The sequence below is a fragment of the Bifidobacterium sp. LH_417 genome, from assembly GCF_056357035.1.
Genome location: NZ_JBKEVI010000008.1, coordinates 1 through 20,850, shown reverse-complemented (window position 1 = coordinate 20,850; position 20,850 = coordinate 1). Strand labels below are relative to the sequence as shown.

The following is a 20,850-nucleotide window of genomic DNA, read 5'->3' as shown; positions in this document are numbered from 1 at the left end:
AACGTGCAAACGCTTACTTGACGTCCTTACGAAGGATCTTCGTACGGATCACGGATTCGTTGAGGTTGAGGACACGGTCGAGCTCATCGCTGGTAGCGGGCTCGGCGGTGTAGGTCACCACGACGTAGTTGCCTTCGGTCTTGCCGTCGATCTCGTAGGCAAGCTTGCGACGGCCCCAGAAATCGGGCTCATCGACGGAGCCGCCTTCCTTGGTGACCAGCTCGAGGTACTGCTCGGTCAGCTTCTTGAGATCACGCTCGTTCAGCTCAGGATCGGCGATGAACATCAGTTCGTACTTATGCGCAGACATCACCCACCTCCTTCGGACTATTGGCCACGGACCTTCCGTGGCAGGAGTGTGTATACGCGCTGCATCATCCGGGCCGCGCGGGCGCACGGCATGATGCCGCACACACGTAGGACCCCGATAAAGCAACCACAATAGAGTAACGCCCGGCCGCGACAGCGCCAACACGCATTTGCCCGTCGCGCCACGCCGCCCGACAGGCCCGTTCATCCCGAACCCGTTCAGCGCAAATAGTCGGGCAGACCGTCGAACGCACCGAATTGGACGACCTGCACCTGTGCGGTCTCGGCGGACGCGCCCTTCTTCGCGCCACCCCACACGCCAAGGCGGTAGGTCACCGCCGCCGCCGTGCACAGGGCGAACACCGCCAGCACCACGGCACCGCCGATGAGGAAGGTGCGCATATCGTTGGGTTCCACGGGCGGCTTCGCAGCCGGCTGCAGAGGCATGTTCTGCGGGGCCGCGACCGGCTGCGCACCCGCCGGCTGGGAAGCCAGACCCGACTGCGGCACACTTTGGTTCGTGGGCATCCCGGTGCCCGGTTGCAGCATCGACGCCGGCTGTGCTACCGGCACAGGCATCCCCTGCGTCGGTATCGGCGCCGATACCGCGGCCGCCGGCGCGCCGACAGGCCCTTCCAACATCGGCGGAACCACCGCACCGGCACCAACCGCACCACCGGCCGGCGCCCCGCACCGACCGCAGAACCTGGCGGTATCCGTCATTTCATTGCCGCATTGCGCGCATCGCATCATGCCTCACTCCATTCATTCTCAGATACCGTTCTCATCAACCGTTCCCGGGGCGGTCGCATCGCGTCACAGCCACCGGTCAACCGCATCACAGCGCCGCCAACCGGTCCACCAACCGCTGCGACAGCATGTCGGCCTGGGTGAAATCCGTCTCCAACCGCCGCCATTCGACCGCCAACGTCTGCAGACGCTCCGAACACGACCGCACGGTCTGCTCGTATTTCAGGTCGATACGCCGGCGCACCGAACGGTTAAACATCATCCACACGCCGCCGCCGACCAACGCTACCGCGCCTACGGCCGCGAGCGCCGGCTGCACGAATACTCCGAGCGCCACGCCGCCGACCACGCCGAGCACCATGGTCAGAATCGAGCCCAGGTCCTTGGTCTTCGCCTTCTCAGCCGCACATTGGTCGGCGTAGAAGCGTTGCGCGGCGGCGGTGTTGCCCTGTACGTCGCGTATGTCGCCCTGCATTTGGAAGTCGTCGATGACGATCTGCTGCATGGGGGTGAACAGCAATCGGTAATGCTGGATGTAGCGCGCGGCCGCGTCCTGCTGGAGCCTGCGTGTGGCGACGAACATGTTGCGCCGCATCTGCGGGTTGGCCTCGGCGCGGCCCGCTTGAGTGAAAATCCAGCGGGTCATTTCGCCGATGATGTCGAAATCGTCCCGGTCGTGCCTACGCTGCTCCTCGTAGGCAGCCCGCGCGGCGTCCACGTCGCCCTGGCACCGAATGATGGCCTCGTTGCGTTCGATCTCGTCGTAGACGTCCTGTTCCACCCGGCAGGGCGCGGCTGCGATCTGGTCGATGTACTGTTTGAGGAATTCGTTGCGCGCGGCCTCCTGCACATCCATAATCTCGGCAATGAAGTCGATGACGTTGGCGTTATTGCGCGCGAGTTCGAGCGCCCGCACGAGTCCGGCGCGCGAGGGCACGCATGCGCAGATCACGTCGTAGGGAAACGTGTCGTCGTCGGCAAGCGCAGCATAAGCGTCGGCGACGCGTTCGACAGTGTCGCCGTAGCGTTCGCCGTTGCCTTGGATGGCTTCGTCGACGAGTCCGTTGACATAGGAGATGACGGCCTGCCGAGCCTGGTCGGAAACCTGGTCCTCCAGCGTCTTGGACAGCATGGAGAAGAACAGCAGCACCATCGGCTTTTCGGCACCGGTGAGTGTGCCGCGCGTCAGGTACCGGAACCATTTGAGCGCCACGTCCTCACGGTGCAACCGCAGGTGGAACACCATGAGGAACGACGCGGTTTTGCGATCGTCGAGGCGCATGGCGCGCTCGAGCGCGCGTTGGGCGCGTTCGCGTTGGTCGGCATGCCAGGCGACGATGGCGATGAGCACGCAGGTGAGCCAGTAGTCGGGGTTTTCGATCTGCTTGCGCTCCACGGCCTTGTCGATGACCTTCTGGGAGACCATGGAGAAATCGAGGTTGTCCATGATGCCTTGGACAATCTTACGCACGGTGCGGTAGACGGCGAAGTCGTAGAATTTCTTGTTGTTGCATTCGCGGATACGCTTGTTGGCGAGCTCCATCTGCTTCATGCGCCGATACAGCACGTCCATGCTCTGCTGCACCTCGTAGGCGCGGATGACGGTCTGGTGCGCGTTGCCGAGTGTGCTGTCGGCGCCGCCGAGACGTGAGCGGATGACGTTCGACGCGTCGTTGAGGGAGCGGTCGGCCCAGTTGATGGTGCCGACGACGTTATTAATCTCCCCCTGCAACGCCGCGTTCTCCCGTTGGATGCCGTTGAGCACGCTGTGCGCGCGGTTGACTTCGGCTCTCAAAGCTTCGTTGGCCATGTCACTCTCCGTTTCCCTCGTTGTCGTCGTCCGCGGCCGACGCGTTGCGCGCGTTCGCCGTGCCCCACGTGCGTATACGCCCCACCTGTTCGGCGGATATCGGTATGGTGCCCGCGAACTGGCGTTCGAGCAGTTCCGTCGTGACCTCGCCGAGCCCTTCGAACACGTGTTGTTCGGCGAGATCCTTGATCGCCTGTTCGATGTCCGAATAGGAGAATCCGTCGCAAGCGAGTGCGAGTCGCGTCACGTCCCTGTCAGGGAAGACCTTGTGCAGCGACAGCCGCGCGTACAGTGCAATCGCCGCCTCACGTTCGCGCCTGTTCGGCAGGTCGATGAAGAAGCTTTCGGAGAACCGCCCCTTGCGGAACAGCTCCGGTGGCAGGTGCGACACGTCGTTCGCGGTGGCGACAAGGAATACCTTGGCATGTGATTCCTGTAGCCAGAACAGGAACTGACCGAGGATGCGGTTGCCCACATCACTTTCGCCGGATCCCACGGACAACGCCTTCTCGATTTCGTCGATCCACAGCACGCAGGGCGCGACGTCGTCGATGTAGTCGAGCGCCTCCTGCATGCGGCGTTCGGTTTCACCCACGTATTTGTTGTAGACCGATCCGATGTCGAACCTAAACAGCGGCAACTGCCATCGTGCGGCGATCATCTTCGCGCTGAACGATTTGCCGCAGCCAGGCACGCCCATAAGCAGGATGCCGCGCGGTGATTGCAGCGCGTAGCGTTCGAGCTGTTCGTGCGGCGCGAAGAACACATTGCGTTTACGGTCGAGCCATGATTTTAACGCGTCAAGTCCGGCGACCTCGAGGTCGGCCGGATAGTGCACGGCAGTGACGTTGCCCACAGGCGTGAACAGGCGATTCTTACTCGCCGCGATGACGGCGACGTCCCGGTCGGAAAGCGCTTCACGCGCGACGAGCGAGGCGCGCAACAGGTTGACAATCTGGATCTCGCTCAGCCCGCGCAGCAGCGTGGCCAGTTGCATGCCGCCGCCTCGGGTGAAGGTCACGCGTTCGGCGTATTGCGCGGCGAACTGGGTAATGAGGTCGAACCGCTCCTCGAAGGTGGGCAGTTCCAGGTCGATGAACAGTCCGAAACGTGAGAGCCGCTGCCAGATGGTTTCAGCGGCGACGATGACGAGCGTGTTGCCGGTGTCACGCGCCAGGTACGCGGCGGAGAGCAGTTCGCGCGTGTACAGCGAGTCCTGTTCGAGGCGTCTGGTGTCGCCAAGCATGAAGGTGAGGTGGCGGGTGTGCCTGAAGCTCGTCATGATGAACGCGAGCGGATCCGATTCCACGTCCTTGGAGCGCGCGCCCGTGCCGTCGACGCCGTCTGAAGCGCCGGCCATTCCCACGCCGGACAGGCTTTCGACCTGCCGCGCATCTGTATAGCACATCGCGCCGATGCCGAGTTCGGTGGAAATCTCGCGTAGGGCGCGTTCAGCACGATGACGTTCGATGGTGCGAATCACCACGAGCGGCACGCCCGCGCGTATGTAGTTGGCAAGGTTGCATTTCATCGTCTGGTAGTCGCTCATCGTGCGCGCCACCTCCTTTCCAACCGTTGCGCACAGTACCGCACGTCATCGTCGCCTTGGCTCTCGCCGTCGCCGACGGAGTCAAGCACGGCGGTCACGTAACGGCGAATCTCGCAGGCCAGCCGTTCCACGGATGCGGCGGGCAGCCCTTCCACGTGGGTGAAGAACAGAAGCCGTTCGCAGGCGCGCGAGTAGCGGGACAGGCACAGGACTACCGTGTCCACGTCGCCGCCGCCCTGCTCGAGCTGTGCGCTCAGCCGGCGCGTCTCGCGGTTGATCGCGCGCTCGCAGTGGCGTTGCATCAGGTCGAACACGGGCAGTGCGCTGGCGGCGTCCACGTGGCCACGACTCAGTAGCGCGAAGCGTTCCGCCGCCGAGCCAGCCGACGCAGCCGCCGTAGCCGACCGTTCGGCGAGCAACGCCCGCCATTGGTCGTATGTGGCGGGCGGCGTGGCCGTCATGTTCATCGCGTATCACACTCCTCAACCGGTGTTCTCGAACCTGTTCCTCGCATTACCTGCCGGGCATTACCTGCCAGGCATTACCTGCCAGCCGCATGGCCGCTTTCAGTTCAGGAAGGTCTCCGGCGGCTCCAAGCTCCAGTCCGGCAGCTTCTTGCTCATCTCCGCCAGCGAATCCTTCTTGGCCTTGGCGATGGCATCCGTGCTTTCGCCACCGAAGTTCTGGCTGATGGAGCTCAGCAGGTCATCCATCGAACCGGGCTGCCCGGTGCCCGATCCGGGCGTGCCGGGTGTCGCGTCAGCAGAATCGCTTCCCGGCTGCGCGTTGGTGGCGGGCGTGGACGCGCCCACTCGGGCAGCGCCGGCGGAGTCGGGTACGGACGGTTGAGCCGGGACCGCAGGCACGGGCGGCACGGGCGCGGGACTGGGAATCGGCACGGGCGCGGGACCACCGTTCTTTCCTGGCAGCGGTGGAAGATTCGGATTGGGCACTGGCATGATGTGGTCCTTTCTATGAGGTGCTATGAGGTGCTATGAGGCTATGAAGCACTGCGAAATACCGTAAAGTAGCGCAAAGTACTGTGCGATACCGTGCGGTGTCGTGCGACCGCGTCGCAGCCTCACTGGCCCGGCGCGATGAAGTAGTACTCCAACGTCTCGGTGATCGACTGCTTGACGCGCGTGGCCTGCACGCAGAACTGCTTGAACATGCCGATCTGCATGATCGTGTTGCGCAGGTTGCCCACGGCCGCGGCCACTCGGGCCGGGAACGCTTTCAGAGCGCGGAAGATATTGAAGCCGAGGAAGCCCAAGCCCAACACCACGCCGATGAGGAAGTACAGACTCACGAACGACAGTCCCATGCACAGTACGGCGGCGACGGCGGCCACTACGTTGGGCACGTTGAGGTAGACCATGGTGAGCTTGTGCGTGTTGAAGTACTCACGCAGGTTCGTTTCCTGTTCGGCGGTATCCGAGCCGTTGGACATCCCCTCCCAGCCGTCGATTTTCAGCTTATAGCCGGTGGGCATGCGCTGCTGGATGCCGGCGTGGAAGTCGTCGAGCGCCTGCTCGAGCCATGGTTTGGTGTGGCACAGCGCAAATTTCTTCACGTCAGGCTGCGTTGACTCGTCGTACAGCACCCAGGAGATGAACTGGCGTCCGATGTTGAAGCCCTCGCCCTTGAGCCGCAGGATTTCCTGGTACTGGTTCTCGGCGTCAGCGCGGTCGCCGTTGTTCTTGATGATGAGATTGTAGTACTGCTGCTGGGTCTTAAGCTCGTCCTCTTCCTGGTCGAAGTCGGTGATGAGCGTGTTGAGCACCTGGTCGACACGCGCCTTGTAGTTGTCATCGCGTCGCACGACCTGCTCGACCTTGCCCAGCTGGTCAACCATGGCGAAGATCGGTTGGAACTTCGACATATCGCGGTAGACGCCCTCCACTTGGTCGGCGTTCTCGCAGAACTGGCGAATCGCCTCGTAGCTGAACGGGCTGCTCGGCTGCATGTTGGCGATGTACCGGGCGTAGGCGTCGACGAGTTCCTGCGCCACGGCGGCGTCCTCGTTGATGATCGCAATCCAGTCGTTGATGGTCTTGTTCACCTTCGCCTCGAGCGCCTTGTCCGCACCGAATACGCCGTTGAGGAATGCCTGCAGCATCACGGCCGATTCGTTCTGCAGAACCTTCGGGTCGAGGGTCTTCAGGTATTCGACGAACCAGCGCCGCGCGGTCTCGTTGCGCCCGAAGCGCAGGTTGAGCAGCGTGAAGAACAATGTGGCCTTGATCCGGTCGCGGTGCACGCATTCGTTGATGGCGTTGGCGGCCACCTCCGGGTAGTCGTTCACCCATGCGGTCACGGCAATCAGTGCGTAGGAGAGCCAGTAGCGCGAGCTGGTGAGCCACAGCTCCTCGCTCAACTCCTGGATGGTCTTGTTGCGCACTAGGTTAATGTCGAAGTCGCGCACCACGCCGATAATCGTGCGTCGGATGCGATCGTAGTCGCCGAACTGTTCCTTGATGACCTGATCGATGCGGATGATGTTCTCGTGGGCGAGCTGCACCTCCTCGCTTTTGACCATGTTCTCCTTGAACCGGTTGACGCTGTCGTAAATCTGGTTCGTGGTGGCTTGGATCTGCTGGGTCGTGGAATCAATCTGCTGCATCTGCCCATCAATCGAGAAACGGAAATTCCCGATCGTGGTATTGAGTTGCTGTACCGCGTATGCACTATCCATGGTGTCGGCCCTCCCTGTTCAGTCCTGCGTCTTGCCGTTGTCCGTGTCGTTCGCGCTGGCCGAACCGTCATCGAACAGATTGAGCGCCTGCATCAGCGCCTCGGACCCACGGTCCGCGTGCCGGTAGGCGGCGCGCCAGGCACCCATCTCCGCCAGTGTGCGGTCGATGATCTCCAGATCCTTGCGTTTTCGTATCTCGAAGACCTGTTTGAGATTGTCGATCTGTCGCCACAGGCAGAACGCGCCGACCAGCACGAGCAGCACGCTGATAACGATGGGCGTGGGGCTACGCCACGCCACCGCGGAGATGACGAGTCCGAGCACGCCGGCGACGATCATGGCAATCCAGATGAGCACGAACTTGTCCTTGAGGTACTCCCAGAAGCTGTGCCCCTTGAAGAACTGCAGGAAGTTCGCCTTGGCGATGCCCGCCTCGTGCTCGCTGACCGACTGGCTCCAGCCGTCCACCGAAATCGTGTACCGTTCGCGTTCGCGCGCGCGGTAATCGTCGGCGAAACGCTTCATGCCGCCACGGATGTCGGGGGCGAGCTTGCGCAGTGCGAAATTGCGAATCTGCGGCAGGATGGTCGGATCGTCCTCGGTGAACGCCCATTTGCGCAACAGATCGCCAAACGTCACTGGACCGGGTTCCGGATAGCGTTCCGCGAACGCCTGCTCGGCCTGATGCACATCGCCCTTCGCCGCGATAATCAGCTCGTTGTAGCGGATACGGCGGTGCAGCTTGTCCTCTTCGGGATCCATCGATTCAATGAGGTTGTAGATGGTGTCCTCAAGCCGTTCAGACACGTCGCGTGTGTCCTCGTGCTCCTTCGCGAGCTCCTCGTATTCGCCGGCGACCACGGTGTTCTTCTCCGCGTCGGAGAGCAGCGCCTTCATATCCGCATGGTCCGCGCAGTATTCCGGCAGGTAGAAGAACTCGAAGCTGGTCGTATGCGCCTTGGTGTGCATGAACCGGTTCGCGCCATCAGCCACCTTGGTGCCGTAATTGATGTCGTACAGCACGATTTCGTCGAACATATCGTCGATCTTCGTGCCCACCCGGGCGGCGAGCGCACGGTCGGCTCCGAACGAGCCGGATAGCTGCGCCTCGAGTAGGTATTGGAACTCCTCGCCCACGTCGTTGGCGTGGATGGCATTGAGGTAGTGGACGTACCATTTGAGTGCCACATCCTTGCGCCCGAACTTCAGGTTGGCGAACAGGAAGAACAGCGACGCCTTGCGTTCGGAAATAAGCAACGCACGCCGCATCGCGCGTCCGGCGGCCTCGCGTTCATCGCTCCACCACAGCATGACCGCCATGATCGCGTACGACAGCCAGTAGCCGGTGTTGGCGAGGTAGGCGCGTTCCACCTGTCCGCGCGCGGTTTCATGCGAGATGAGGTGCGTATCCACGGCCATCACGCAACCGAGCGAGATGCGGCGCAACTCGCGGTAGAAGCGGAATTTGGTGTGGTATTCGTCAGTGAACTGGGTGAGGTTCTTCGTGGCGGTAGAGAGGTTCTTGTACGTGAAGTACCGTTCGGACACGTCACGCAGCAATTGCAGCAGGTCGCGCGCGTCAAGCGCCTGCTCGTTGATCTTCTTGGCCAGATGGTCGACGTCGTCGGTAACCTGCCGCCCCATCTCCAGCGCGTAGCCGTTGAGTACGTCAGCCTGTTCGATGACGTACGCGCGTTCCGCCTCGAGTTGGGCCTGACGCGCCAGCTCGATTTTGATCCGCGCGTTGGTCCGGTTCAGTTCGGCGATGAGCTCGGCGTGCTCTACCGCCGCGGAAGCATCTGCCATGGCCACTCCTTCTGCGATTCGTCCTCGTATCGTTCATCCCCATCCGCGTCCCCTGCCGCATCATTCGCAGTATTCGCACTGTTCATCGCAGTACGCCCATCGAACGCAGCAGGCCGATCACCTGGTCGCGCACCTGCGGCGCGTCAGGCGAGACGGCGGGGTATTGCGCCGCACGCTCCTCGAACAGGACGGAGGGGCGCAGGTGGCGCAGCAGCACGCTCAGAATCGTCGTCTTGCCCGGCCCGTCCACAGTGTTGGTGAGCAGATAGTCAGCCACGCTCGTCGGCGTGAGCGCCTCCGGCTGGTTTGCGAGTACGTCCGTCATTTTCGCCTTGTCGTCAATCGGCACGTCGGCGCGTAGGTAGGCGGCCGTGATGCTCCGTCTGCGCTGTCCGCTCAGTCCGATGGCGCCCATGGCCCGATACGCGCCAATCTTCGCGTCCACGTCCAAGTCGGGCCGCGTGAGCATGCCCATGGCGGCGCGTTGGGAGAAGTCCAGATAGTAGCCGTCGTCAACGAGCGCGTTCAGTCCTTTGACCATCACGTCCGGGTCGGCGTACGTGAGCAGCGACTCCGTCACGGCGGCGACGTCCTCGTCGGTGAGCACCCCGCCTTTGACCGAACCGAGCAGAGTGATCACATCGCCCGTGGAGCCGGCGCCGCCGATCACCTGCGCGATTGCGTGGCCGTTGGGAATCACACCGCGTGCCACGCAGGCCGAGGCCACGCGCACTTTCAGCGACATGCCGTCGCCCGATTGCGCGATGTAGTCGCTCAACGCGTCGCGCCCGCGCTGCGGTTCCATGCCACGCATGATCACTGCGGAAACGTTGGCGAGCTTCTGTTCGGCGAGCTGAGGCGTGTCGGCAGCATATTCGGTGAGCAGCCGGGCGAACAGCGCGTCCGCGTCGAGTTTGGCCGGCGAACGCAGCAGTTCGTCGATTTGCGCGTAGTCGTGGTTAGCGAAGGCACGACTCATCAAATCGTTCGCGGCGCGTTCGGAGTGGATGTCGCCCGCGTTGAAACGCTGCGCGATGTAGTCGACGCGTGCCTGATCATGGAACGTGTTGAACACGCTGATGAGCAGGGAGCGAATGTCGGAGGATTCGAGGCGTTCGTAGAAGTCGGCCTCCATGTCGTTGTTCTGCGGACTGAACGGGCCGCCCAGACGCGCGTAGTCGGATTGCGCCGAGGCCAGATCAGTGCGGATCGCCTCGCGGTTGCTCATCATCAGCTGTACGCGTTTGATGGACGCGGCAAGTCGGGCCACGATGATGCCCGGATAGTTCGGGTCGACCTTCTGGCAGTCATTGAGGTTCGTCTGAACGATGTCCCAGTTGCTCATGTCCGGATTGACGTCAAGCAACGAGTTGAGCGTCTGCACGGCGGCGTTGCGAGGAGAGAACTGGCCGTCGTAGCTTTCCTCACGTTCGTAACGATTGCCGCAATAGTCGCACACGTACACCTTGGCGGACTCGTCGTAGGTCAAGTTGCCGCCGCAGGTGGCGCATTCGCGTTGCTTGTAGGAGAACGCCATACGCTTCACTCCTTATTTGAGCATCATGAGCTTGCGACTGCGTTCGGCGTACAACGCCTCCGCCTCCTGCACCTGCATGCGCGCCAACTGGAAGTCGCCGCGTTCGACACTGTCGCGCAATTGGGCGACCTTCGCACTGATGCGTCCCTCCACTTCCATGATGGCGGGCTGGTTACGCCCGAACGCGTCCGAGTATTTCACCGTGTCGTTGAGATGATCGAGCATGCCCAGCAACTGCTGATCACCGCCGCGCATGCGGCAGGAGTCGATGACGGAGGCGATGTCGACGGCCTGCATGCCCCAGTTGACGGCTTGCTGGCGGCGCTCGTCGCTCTTGCCGGCGGAGGCACCCTGCGCGGCGAAGCTCACGATGGCGATAATCACGAACGCCACGAGGATGACGAGCTGCACGAACAGCGCGATCCTCCAGGAGACGACCAATTGGAAGAAGATGAACACCATGCTCACGAAGACTTCGGCGAGGAAGTAATACGCGGCGAAGCCCATGAGCGGGATGCCGAAGAACACGGCCTCCACGTTGGGTTTCCTCACGGCGAACCTCGGCATGAGGAAGGCGAGCGCGAACGCGACGACGGCGAACACCATCGAGACAATCGCGGTGGGCGTGTACACGTGGGCGAACAGGAAGATGGCCGCGGCATACACCACGAAGAGCAACAGGCCAATCAGGCAGATGAGTATGTTCATCGTCGACTGCTTCTTGGCAGCGGTCGATTCGGCCGGATTCACCTGTATGGCGGGAAAGCTCTGGGTGGGCTGGGCCGCGAACTGCGGGGCAGACTGCATACCCTGCTGCGGGGCAACGAACTGCGGAGCCTGCTGGTAGGCGCCCTGCCCGGCACTCTGATACGGGCCGGCCGAGTAGCTTCCCTGACCGGTGTTGCCGGGTCCGGACGGCGCGGGCGGCATAGGGATGGGCTGTGTGGGCTGCATGTTCGGATTCATGATGGGCTCTTTCTCTCTTGAGACTCTGACGCTCTGACTTTTCAGACTCTTGAACCCGCGGCTATTTCAGCTTCGTGCCGCAGAACGGGCAGGCCATCCACGCGGGCTGCACCTCCTGCTGGCAGTTCGGGCATTTCGGGTTGCCGAGCTGGTTGCCACAGAACGGGCAGACGACCCAACCGGACTGCACCGCATTGCCGCAATGCGAGCATTGTGCCCCTGCAGCGGGCTGTTGAGATTGTCGAGCCTGTTGCGGCTGGGATGTGGCCGCATTCGCGGAAGCAGCGGTAGACGCTGCGGAATCCGGCATCGGCACGGCACCGGGGGCCGGCACCGGAGGCGGAACCGCGCCGGTCATCGCGCCGGCGGCCACACCCATCGCCGTGGCGGCGGCACCCATCGCGCCGGGAACTCCCGCCGAGCCGCCAGGCTGCGCGCCGCCGTTACCCATGAAATCACCAATCACGTTGTTCATTGGGTTGGTCATCGCGCCGGCCGTGCCGATGCCGAGCATGCCGCCCATGAACGTGCCGGCGGTGCCGTCGTTGCCCGCAAGGGTGCGCAACACGGCCGCCTGCTGCTCCTCCTGCCAGGAATATCCCTGCAGCCTACGGGCCTCGGCCTCACCGGAGGCGCTGATCACGCGCGACTGCGCTTCGCCGGACGCGCCGATCACCTGTGCCTTGGCGGCGGACTTCGCGCGCTGGAACTCGTCGGTGTCCTCGTTATCTGAATCGATCTGCTCGACGTTGAACTTGACGAGCTTCGCGCCGTATTCGTCGAACAGCGCCTGCAACGGGCCGAATAGTTCCTGCCCAGTCTCTTTGAGATGCGCGCCGAAGGTGAGCAGTCCCACTTTCTCGTTGATCATCTTGTTGGCCACACGGTCGGTGACCTCGGTGACGATGATTCCGCGGAACTGGTCGACCACCTGCTCGTCGTCGAACACGTTGACGAACCCCACGAACTTCTGCACGAACTTCTTGGTGTTCTCCACCACGAACGACAGGCTGCCATGGATGCGCACGTGCACCATCAGGTCAAGCTCCGGGTCCATGAGCTTCAACGGAGCCTTCGTGCCCCACTTGAGATCCATCGCGTGGACCTTGTTGACGAAGAACACCTTGCACGGAAACGCGGTCTTGCCACCGGTGGCGAGACGTTGCACGAAATTGAGGCCGGGGTAGTTCATCGTCTCGAGCGTATGGCGGCCCGGGCCGTACACTTCGGTGCGACCCTCGATCATCACGATCGCCTCGTGCGTCTCGTCGACGATCAGCTGCGTGGCGGAATTGAAATCCTCAATCGGGCTCTTCCACACCAGCACGCGCGGATTCCCCTCGAATTGGATGACGTCGACGAGATTCATGCGCTTTCTCCTCTTACTTCTGCGACTTCGCTAGTTTTATCATAGGCCAACAAACCCCGTGATTTCATCCATTATCTCCGCGTACGGACGCCCGGGGATGGATTCGCGCATACCATGACATTAGAATGGACGATGTCGAACAAGAGAAAGAAGGGATTCTCATGTTCTGTCCTCATTGCGGAGCGGGTGCGCGCGAAGGGGCGAAATTCTGCCCCTCGTGCGGTCAGGCGATCGCCTCCGCCCAGTCCGGAGCGGCCCAGCCCTCCCAGCAGCCTTCCTACGACGCGACCGTCATCGGTTCCCGCGGTCCCGCGCAGTCCGCGGGAGCGGGAACCGGTGTCCCCGCCGCACCGGCCGCCCCTCAGACTCCCGCGGCTCCGGCGCCTGCCGCACCGGCCCCAGCGGCTCCCGCAGCGCCTGCGACCCCCACTGCACCGGCCACACCCCACATCCCCGCACCTCACACCGCGATCCGCTTTCTTCCCCTCCCCTAGTACACTTGTCTGAGGTTCACCGCGCGCGGAAGACAACGCGCATGGTGCGGAAAAACTACGAACAAAAGGACGGGTACGAGAAACATGACGTCGCTGCTCGAAGGCACTCCGGACAAGCGCATGGCGGTGGTCACCGGCCGCGCCTACCCCGAACTGGCCGATCAGGTCGCCGCATGCCTGGGCACCACGGTGTTGGAAACCACCGCCTACGATTTCGCGAACGGCGAGATGTACGTGCGGTTCACCGAGCCGGTGCGCGGCGCGGACGTGTTCGCGCTGCAATGCCATTCCGGCAACATCAACAAGTGGATCATGGAGCAGCTGCTCATGATCGACGCCCTGAAGCGCGCCTCCGCCCGCACGATCACCGTGGTCGCGCCGTTCATGGGCTACTCCCGTCAGGACAAGAAGCATCAGGGCCGCGAACCAATCACCGCGCGCCTCGTCTACGATCTGTTCCGCACGGCCGGCGCCGACCGCATCATGACGGTCGACCTGCATGCCTCGCAGGAGCAGGGATTCTTCAACGCGCCGGTCGACCATCTGACCGCCACGCCGGTGCTCATCGACTACGTGCGCAACCATCTGCCGCTTGAGAACACGACGATCGTCTCGCCGGACGCGGGCCGCATCAAGGTGTCGGAGCGTTGGGCGGCGAAACTCGGCAATCTGCCGCTCGCGTTCATCCACAAGACGCGCGACACGACCCGCCCGAACCATGCCGTCGCGCACGGCATCATCGGCGACGTGCTCGACCGTGACTGCGTCGTCGTCGACGACATGATCGACACGGCCGGCACGATTTGCGAGGCGGTGCACGCCCTGCGCGGCGCCGGCGCGCGCTCGGTCACGCTGGTCGCGACGCACGGCCTGCTGTCCGGCCCGGCCGTCGAGCGTCTGTCGCAGTGCGGCGCGCGCGAGATCGTCCTGATGGACACGGTCCCTGTGCCGGAGGAGAAGCGCCTGCCGAACATGACGGTCCTGTCCGTCGCGCCGCTGCTGGCCGCCGGCATCCGCTCCGTCTTTGAGGAGGGTTCCGTCCAGACCCTGCTCGAAGGTCTCCCGGAGGACATGCGCCCCCGCAACATCTACGCCTGATTCTCCCTGCCGGCCTTTCGCCGGCAACCCTCTACCGGCCCCCTCCCGAGGGGGCCTCGTCGTATGAGGGCCACGCGACCCCATGCGCCCCGCGCACGGCCCCCATACGACCCCCATACGACCATCACGCGGCCATCACGCGGCCGGCGCGAACTGGCTGTTGTACAAATCCGCGTAGAACCCGCCGGCCGCCAGCAGCTCCTCGTGCGTGCCGCGTTCGATCACGTCGCCGTGGTTCATCACGAGGATCATGTCGGCGTCGCGGATTGTCGAGAGACGGTGTGCGATCACGAACGACGTGCGCCCCACGGTCAGCGCGTCCATCGCCTTCTGAATCAGCTCCTCGGTGCGCGTGTCCACGGATGAGGTCGCCTCGTCCAGAATCAGAATCGGCGCGTCCTGCACCATCGCGCGGGCGATGGTGAGGAGCTGCTTCTGCCCGGCGGACAATGACGTGTTCTCGTCGAGCACCGTGTCGTACCCGTCGGGCAGCGACATGATGTAGTGGTCCAATCCGACCGCGCGGCATGCCTCGCGGATCTGCGCGTCGGTCACGCCCGGCTTCGCGTACGCGACGTTCTCGCGCACGGTCCCGTGGAACACCCACGTGTCCTGCAGCACCATCGAGAACTGGTCGTGCACGTTCCAGCGCGGCACGCTCGCCGTGTCGACGCCGTCGATCGTGATGCGTCCGCCGGCGATGTCGTAGAACCGCATGAGCAGGTTGACCATCGTGGTCTTTCCCGCGCCGGTCGGCCCGACGATCGCGACCTTCTGCCCGGCCTTCACGTCGGCGCTGAAATCGTTGATGATCGGCTTTCCGGCCTCGTATTCGAAACGCACGTGGTCGAACGTCACGTCGCCGCGCACCGGCGTGCCGCCCGCGGCGTGTGCGCCGTCGGCGCCCGCCGCGCGGCTCTCACGCACGCCGAGCAGCGCCGGTTTCGTGCTTTCGTCGGCCATCTCCGGCTCCTCGAGGAAGCCGAACACGCGCTCGGATGCGGCGGCGCAACGTTGCAGGTTCTGGAACGCCTGCGCGAACTGCGAGAGCGGTTGCGTGAACAGTCGGATGTACATCATGAACGCGACGATGACGCCGAATTCGATGTCGCCGTTCATCGCGAGCGCCGCGCCGACCACGCACACGACGACGTAGCCGAAGTTGCCGATGAAGTTCATGAGCGGCATCATCAGTCCGGACAGGAACTGCGACTTCCAGCCGGAATCGTACAGATCCGCGTTGTACTGCTCGAAGTCGCGGATCGCCGCCGCCTCGCCGTTGTACGCCTTGACGATGAGATGGCCGGAGTACATCTCCTCGACGTGGCCGTTGACCTGGCCGAGCGCGACCTGCTGACGGGTGAAGTAGCGCTGCGACGCCTTCATGATCACCATCATCAGGATGAGTCCGATGAGGCTCGCGCCGATCGCGCACAGGGTCATGATGACGTTGTTGTAGAACATCATGACGAGCGCGCCGACGAACAGCGTCACGGACGTGATGAGCGAGCCGAGCGACTGGCCGAGGGTCTGGCCGATCGCGTCGACGTCGTTGGTGATGCGGCTCAGGACGTCACCGTAGCTGACCTTGTCGAAGTAGCTGAGCGGCAGCTTGTTGATCTTCTCGCTGATCGATTCGCGCAGCCGCTGGGCGGTGCGCTGGGTGACGTTCGCCATCATCCAGCTCTGCACGTAGCTCAGCAGCGCGTATCCGACGTACAGCGCGACGAGCGTGAAGCCGATGCGCGAGACCGCGTCGAAGTCGACGGCACCCATGACCGGCTTGCCGTGGACCATCGCGGGCAGACCCTTGACGATCTCATTGGTCATGTCCTTGAGCTTGTCCGGTCCGATGATCTGGCATATCGTGCCGGCCGCGCCCAGTACGAGCGCGATGACGATGACGGGGATGTAGTTCCTGCAATACCGCACGAGCTTGCCCATCACCTCGCCGAAGTTCTGCGGTTTCTCGACGGCGGCGCCGCGTCCCGGCCCGCCATGCCCCATAGGTCCTGGCATGTTTCCGTTCCTTTCACAAAGTCTTGTCGTCCCGGCCCCTCAGTCGGAGGAGGCCGGAGGGAGCCGGCTCAGGTCACGCGGTCAGCTCGGTTTGGCTGAGCTGCGATTCGGCAATCTGGCGGTACACGTCGCAGTCCTTGAGCAGCTCCTCGTGCGTGCCTTGGCCGACGACTTTGCCGTCGTCGAGCACGACGATCCGATCCGCGTTCATGATCGTGCCGATCCGTTGCGCGACGATCAGCTTCGTGGAGTCTTTCGCGTACTCCGCGAGCGCGTCGCGCACCTCGCGGTCGGTCTTGAAGTCGAGCGCGCTGAACGAATCATCGAAGATCAGGATCTCCGGATCGCGGTAGACGGCGCGAGCGATGGAGAGTCGCTGCTTCTGTCCGCCGGACACGTTGGAGCCGCCCTGCGCAATCGCCGAATCGAATCCATCGTCCATGCGCGAAACGAACTCCGTCGCCTGCGCAACATCCGCCGCCTCCCGCACCCGCGCGTCCGGAGTCTCCCGCACCCGCATGTCCCGCGCGTCCGCGATACTCCGCGCCTCCACATCCCCTCCCGCTGGCGAGAGGTGGCGCGCAGCGCCGGAGGGTGGTTCGACGGCCTGTGTCTCCCGCACCCGCATGTCCCGCATGTCCGCGGCACTCCGCACCTTCTCCTCCTCCCGCACCCGCATGTCCCGCGCGTCCCGCATGTCCGCGGCACTCCGCGCCTCCACTTCCTCCCGCTGGCGGGAGGTGGCGCGCAGCGCCGGAGGGTGGTTCGCGGCACGCGATTCCACACTTTCCGCAGCCGCCACACTCTCCACGACCGCCCCGCGAGCATCATCGCCGTACGCGATGTTGCTCGCGACGGTTCCCTTGAACAGCACGGATTTCTGCGGCACGTAGCCGATGCGGTCGCGCAGGGCCGCCACGTTCCAGTCGCGCACGTCGACGCCGTCGACGAGGACGCTGCCGGCGGACACGTCGTAGAAGCGCGGCACGAGGTTGATGAGCGACGACTTGCCGGAGCCGGTGGAACCGATGAACGCGACCGTCTCGCCCTGCTTCGCCGCGAACGTGACGTGCTCGAGAATCGGCTCGCGCGAATCCGGGTACGTGAAGCTCACGTCGCGGAATTCGACGGTGCCGCGGGCACCGCGACCGTCACGGTTGATGCCGATGCCCTGTGCGCCATGGCCGAGGCGGGTCACGTCGGCGGCGGTGTCGGTGCCGAGCGTGCCGAGCGTGCCGAGCGTGCCGCGGGAGCCGCGCGTGCCGTGGGAGCCGCCAGCACCGGCGGACTCACCGAGCTCGCCGCCCGCGTAGCCATCCGCGTTGGCCGCGACGAGCGGCTCGGTGTCGAGCACCTCCATGACGCGCTGCGCGGACACGTCGGCGCGCGGCCAGAGCACGAACACCATGCTCATGAGCAGGAAGCTCATGATGACCTGCACGGAGTAGCTGGAGAAGACGACCATGGTGGAGAACACGTCGAGCTTGTCGGTGAGGGAAGCGGCGTCGATCAGGTACGCGCCGATCCAGTAGACGGCGAGCATGAGGCCGTTCATCACGGTGTTCATGAGCGGCATCATGATGGCCATGGCGCGGTTGGTGAACAGCTGCGTGTCGGTGAGGGCCGTGTTCGCCTTGGTGAACTTGGCTTCCTGGTAGTCCTCGGCGTTGTAGGCGCGCACGACCCGCAGGCCGGTGAGGTTCTCGCGGGCGACGAGGTTGATGTCGTCGGTGAGGGCCTGCATGGCCTTGAATTTCGGCATAACCAGGGCCATGAGGATGCCGATGGCGACGAGGAGAACCACGAGGGCGATGCCGGTGGCGAGCGTCCATGCGAAGCCGTCGCCGGCGATCTTCGCGATGGCCCATACGGCCATGATCGGCGATTTGACGATGAGCTGGAGGCCCATCGTGATGAACATCTGGATCTGCGTGATGTCGTTGGTGGAGCGGGTGATGAGGCTCGCGGTGGAGAAGCGGCTCATCTCGGCCGGGCCGAACGATTCGACCTTCGCGAACTCGAGCGAGCGCAGGCGCTGGCCGAAGCTGGCGGCGACGCGCGCGGCGATGAAGCCGGTGACGACGGCGCAGGCGACCGAGCCGAACGAGACGAGCAGCATCTTGCCGCCGGCGATCCAAATGTCGGCCATCTCACTGCCGGGCGTCTCGACGAGCGTGGTGATGTCGGACATGTAGTCGGGCAGTTTCAGGTCGAAGAAGACCTGCCCCACGATGGTCACGAGGGCGACGAGCATCTGCCCGATCTCCCCCTTGGATAGGTATTTCATGACACGAAACATGCTGTTGCGATTCCCCTTATTCATTGTTTGATCCGGCGACCGCCCTTCCCAGTTCCCTCGGCCCCCAGACGGGGGACGTGGCCGGGATGCGGCCGCACGGGCCTTCGGCTCCCAGTTCCTTTCGGCTCCCCCAGACGGGGGACGTGGTTGGGATGCGGCCGCACGGGCCTTCGGCTCCCAGTTCCCTTCAGCTCCCCCAGACGGGGGAGCTGTCGCGCTACGCGCGACTGAGGGGGTGACAACCGACAGCCCCATTCATTCATTTATCTTTGTGTATAAGTTACTTACACTATAAGATATTTGGCAAACCGACGGCGTGTTCCCTGCAACTCCAACGGCCCCGATCTCTTGCCCCCTCTGACAGGACATCGCCATGAAGCAAACGCCAGAGGCGTTCGTAGGCGATGTGCGAGCCGACAGGCGCACGCCCGCATCCGCCCCAAGACAGCGCCCCTACTCGTTCTCCTCGAACGCCTTGCGCACTTCCTCAGCAGTAGGGCGAGGCTTGCCGGGATGGCAGATCGACATGTACGTCATGAATTCCCGCGTCAGCTCGACGAACTCGCGCGTGCGCCGCTCCCCCATCTGCGAGAAGATCCACCGAACGGCGGAACGCGCATCCTCCATATCCTTCTCGATGCGCGCACGTCCGGCATCGGTGATGGCGACACGCACCACGCGACGGTCGGACGGGTCCGGCTTACGCGTGACGAATCCCTTCTTCTCCAGCGACGACAGCACCGTGGAGACGCGGCCGGAGCTGACGCGCAGGCCGTCGCCCAGCTGCGAGGGCGTCATCTCCCCACGTTCCGCAAGCAGGCGCAACGCAAACACCTCGCCATGCGCGCCGCGGTTCAGCTCACGCTGCATTGTGGACCTGTGGCACCACACCTTGGAATACAGCTCTTCCACGGCCTCTTCCTCAAAGCCCATCATCGACCCTTTCGTCGCATGCTTCGCCCATTATTGCACCTTAGAATACCTCACACTATAAACAATTTTCCTTCCCACACGTGCGGGAAGGCCATCAGCCGATCCCGCTTCCCTTCTTGGTGTCTCTTGAAGAAAGCTGCCGGCGATCACAACTGCCGCAGAAGCCGCCACCACGGAAGCCAGCATCACAGAAGCCACGCAAACCACCGCCGCGTATCGCCGTCGAATATCGCCATCCAAGAACAGACAACACGCCCACGACACGCTCAAATATGTCATCCAAATGTGAATTGTCTTACACAATCAACCGTTTTCCTCAATTTTGTGATACGCCGCGCGTATATTGGACACCGAACGTTGGCACGGAAGCTGGCGGCCACCACGGCACGGAAGCTGAAGGCCCAAGGAAGGGGAAACACCATGACCAGGAACCTATGCAGTATCGCAGGATGCACTCATGAAGCCGAAGAGGCCGGCATGTGCGGCATGCACTTCACCGCCGCGCTCGTACACGGCGCATTCCAGTACACCGCCACCAGCCGCTCCCACAGCTGACCGGCATCACAGCCGAACAGGCTAGTCACATAACCGATCGATAATTCCAGAACGGTACGAATCCCAAGAGGTACAACATTACGGGCCCGCACGTCACAGCAGACGCATGGGGGTACGCGCAGTGGTTGTCAGCCCGTAATCGGATTCGTGCCGTTTTTCTTGTTTCAGCGGACTGCCGTGTGGCCGCGCCATCCGGTTTCAGCGGAAGACCCCTGTCGCCTTCAATGACCTCTTCTCAGAGACGAAGAATCCCGTTCTTCGTCTTGTGGTGCGTAATAGCCGTATTCTCTGTACTGTCTCCCACCGGCAGGAGGTGGCGCGCAGTAGTTGTTACCCTGCAAGTCGGGTAATGCCGCTCTTCGTATTTTGGCGCGTATGGGCCGTGCGGTTGTGATTTTCATTCCCCTCCCGCCGGCGGGAGGTGGCGCGCAGCGCCGGAGGGTGGCCACAGAGTGAAGAGCCATCGGCTTGGCACTACAGGCCGGGATGCAGGCGATTCGGCTCCTCGCAGAGACGAAGGAAACGTACCACGCCACTAATTTGTGGCTCTATTGCTGTTTTCGTGGGTGGCAGTTCGTTGTTGAGCCGTTGTGGGGGTAAGTGAAGAGCGCTTTTTGGGTAGGATGTTTAACGACCAAGAAAAACACACCCAAAAAGCGCC

The 20,850-nt window shown here is 63.2% G+C and carries 18 protein-coding genes and 1 pseudogene; 3 read left to right on the top strand and 16 right to left on the bottom strand.

All coding sequences use genetic code 11. From position 1 onward, the window contains the following. Positions 1-13 precede the first annotated feature (13 nt). The 12 genes and pseudogenes from rpsF to AC1AYR_RS06265 form a co-directional block, all read right to left on the bottom strand. Positions 14-310, bottom strand: coding sequence for a 30S ribosomal protein S6 (gene rpsF, locus AC1AYR_RS06320; protein ID WP_476511975.1), 297 nt, complete (start codon positions 308-310; stop codon positions 14-16). A 218-nt stretch (positions 311-528) separates the two neighbouring features. Further along, positions 529-882, bottom strand: coding sequence for a hypothetical protein (locus AC1AYR_RS06315; protein ID WP_476512038.1), 354 nt, complete (start codon positions 880-882; stop codon positions 529-531). Between the two features lie 111 nt (positions 883-993). Continuing rightward, positions 994-1,059, bottom strand: a pseudogene (locus AC1AYR_RS06310) (zinc-ribbon domain-containing protein); the annotation flags it as partial. Between the two features lie 88 nt (positions 1,060-1,147). After that, positions 1,148-2,869, bottom strand: coding sequence for a hypothetical protein (locus AC1AYR_RS06305; protein WP_476511974.1), 1,722 nt, complete (start codon positions 2,867-2,869; stop codon positions 1,148-1,150). 1 nt (position 2,870) lies between these two features. Beyond that, positions 2,871-4,418, bottom strand: coding sequence for an AAA family ATPase (locus AC1AYR_RS06300; protein ID WP_476511973.1), 1,548 nt, complete (start codon positions 4,416-4,418; stop codon positions 2,871-2,873). Further along, positions 4,415-4,885 carry a hypothetical protein gene (locus AC1AYR_RS06295; RefSeq protein WP_476511972.1) on the bottom strand — a complete coding sequence of 157 codons (471 nt, stop codon included), beginning with the start codon at positions 4,883-4,885 and terminating at the stop codon, positions 4,415-4,417. Before AC1AYR_RS06295 ends, AC1AYR_RS06300 begins: the two co-directional genes overlap by 4 nt. A gap of 99 nt (positions 4,886-4,984) precedes the next feature. After that, positions 4,985-5,377 (bottom strand): hypothetical protein, encoded by a 393-nt coding sequence (locus AC1AYR_RS06290; protein WP_476511971.1) that lies wholly within the window; start codon positions 5,375-5,377, stop codon positions 4,985-4,987. Positions 5,378-5,499: 122 nt separating this feature from the next. Beyond that, positions 5,500-7,041, bottom strand: coding sequence for a hypothetical protein (locus AC1AYR_RS06285; protein ID WP_476511970.1), 1,542 nt, complete (start codon positions 7,039-7,041; stop codon positions 5,500-5,502). Between the two features lie 90 nt (positions 7,042-7,131). After that, a complete protein-coding gene (locus AC1AYR_RS06280) occupies positions 7,132-8,919 on the bottom strand; it encodes a hypothetical protein (protein WP_476511969.1) in 1,788 nt (595 codons plus the stop codon). 82 nt (positions 8,920-9,001) lie between these two features. Further along, positions 9,002-10,456: a TFIIB-type zinc ribbon-containing protein gene (locus tag AC1AYR_RS06275; protein ID WP_476511968.1), complete on the bottom strand. Its 1,455-nt coding sequence runs from the start codon at positions 10,454-10,456 to the stop codon at positions 9,002-9,004. A gap of 12 nt (positions 10,457-10,468) precedes the next feature. Then, on the bottom strand, positions 10,469-11,422 hold the full coding sequence (locus tag AC1AYR_RS06270) for a hypothetical protein (RefSeq protein WP_476511967.1): 954 nt from the start codon (positions 11,420-11,422) through the stop codon (positions 10,469-10,471). Between the two features lie 61 nt (positions 11,423-11,483). Next, positions 11,484-12,791: an SPFH domain-containing protein gene (locus AC1AYR_RS06265; RefSeq protein WP_476511966.1), complete on the bottom strand. Its 1,308-nt coding sequence runs from the start codon at positions 12,789-12,791 to the stop codon at positions 11,484-11,486. Positions 12,792-12,916: 125 nt separating this feature from the next. Here AC1AYR_RS06265 and AC1AYR_RS06260 point away from each other — a divergent pair, with 125 nt between their 5' ends. Both AC1AYR_RS06260 and AC1AYR_RS06255 read left to right on the top strand, forming a co-directional pair. Then, positions 12,917-13,285 (top strand): zinc-ribbon domain-containing protein, encoded by a 369-nt coding sequence (locus AC1AYR_RS06260; RefSeq protein WP_476511965.1) that lies wholly within the window; start codon positions 12,917-12,919, stop codon positions 13,283-13,285. A gap of 84 nt (positions 13,286-13,369) precedes the next feature. Beyond that, complete coding sequence (locus tag AC1AYR_RS06255; RefSeq protein WP_476511964.1) at positions 13,370-14,383, top strand: ribose-phosphate diphosphokinase; 1,014 nt, start codon at positions 13,370-13,372, stop codon at positions 14,381-14,383. Positions 14,384-14,518: 135 nt separating this feature from the next. On the opposite strand, the gene AC1AYR_RS06250 is transcribed toward AC1AYR_RS06255, so the two are convergent. The 4 genes from AC1AYR_RS06250 to AC1AYR_RS06235 form a co-directional block, all read right to left on the bottom strand. Then, positions 14,519-16,402: an ABC transporter ATP-binding protein gene (locus AC1AYR_RS06250; protein WP_476511963.1), complete on the bottom strand. Its 1,884-nt coding sequence runs from the start codon at positions 16,400-16,402 to the stop codon at positions 14,519-14,521. A 73-nt stretch (positions 16,403-16,475) separates the two neighbouring features. After that, entirely contained in the window at positions 16,476-18,701 is a 2,226-nt protein-coding gene (locus AC1AYR_RS06245; RefSeq protein WP_476511962.1) for an ABC transporter ATP-binding protein, read from the bottom strand. A gap of 453 nt (positions 18,702-19,154) precedes the next feature. Continuing rightward, entirely contained in the window at positions 19,155-19,634 is a 480-nt protein-coding gene (locus tag AC1AYR_RS06240) for a MarR family winged helix-turn-helix transcriptional regulator (protein ID WP_476512033.1), read from the bottom strand. Between the two features lie 94 nt (positions 19,635-19,728). Then, complete coding sequence (locus AC1AYR_RS06235) at positions 19,729-19,917, bottom strand: hypothetical protein (RefSeq protein WP_476511961.1); 189 nt, start codon at positions 19,915-19,917, stop codon at positions 19,729-19,731. Between the two features lie 137 nt (positions 19,918-20,054). Here AC1AYR_RS06235 and AC1AYR_RS06230 point away from each other — a divergent pair, with 137 nt between their 5' ends. After that, complete coding sequence (locus tag AC1AYR_RS06230) at positions 20,055-20,189, top strand: hypothetical protein (RefSeq protein WP_476511960.1); 135 nt, start codon at positions 20,055-20,057, stop codon at positions 20,187-20,189. Positions 20,190-20,850: the final 661 nt, after the last annotated feature.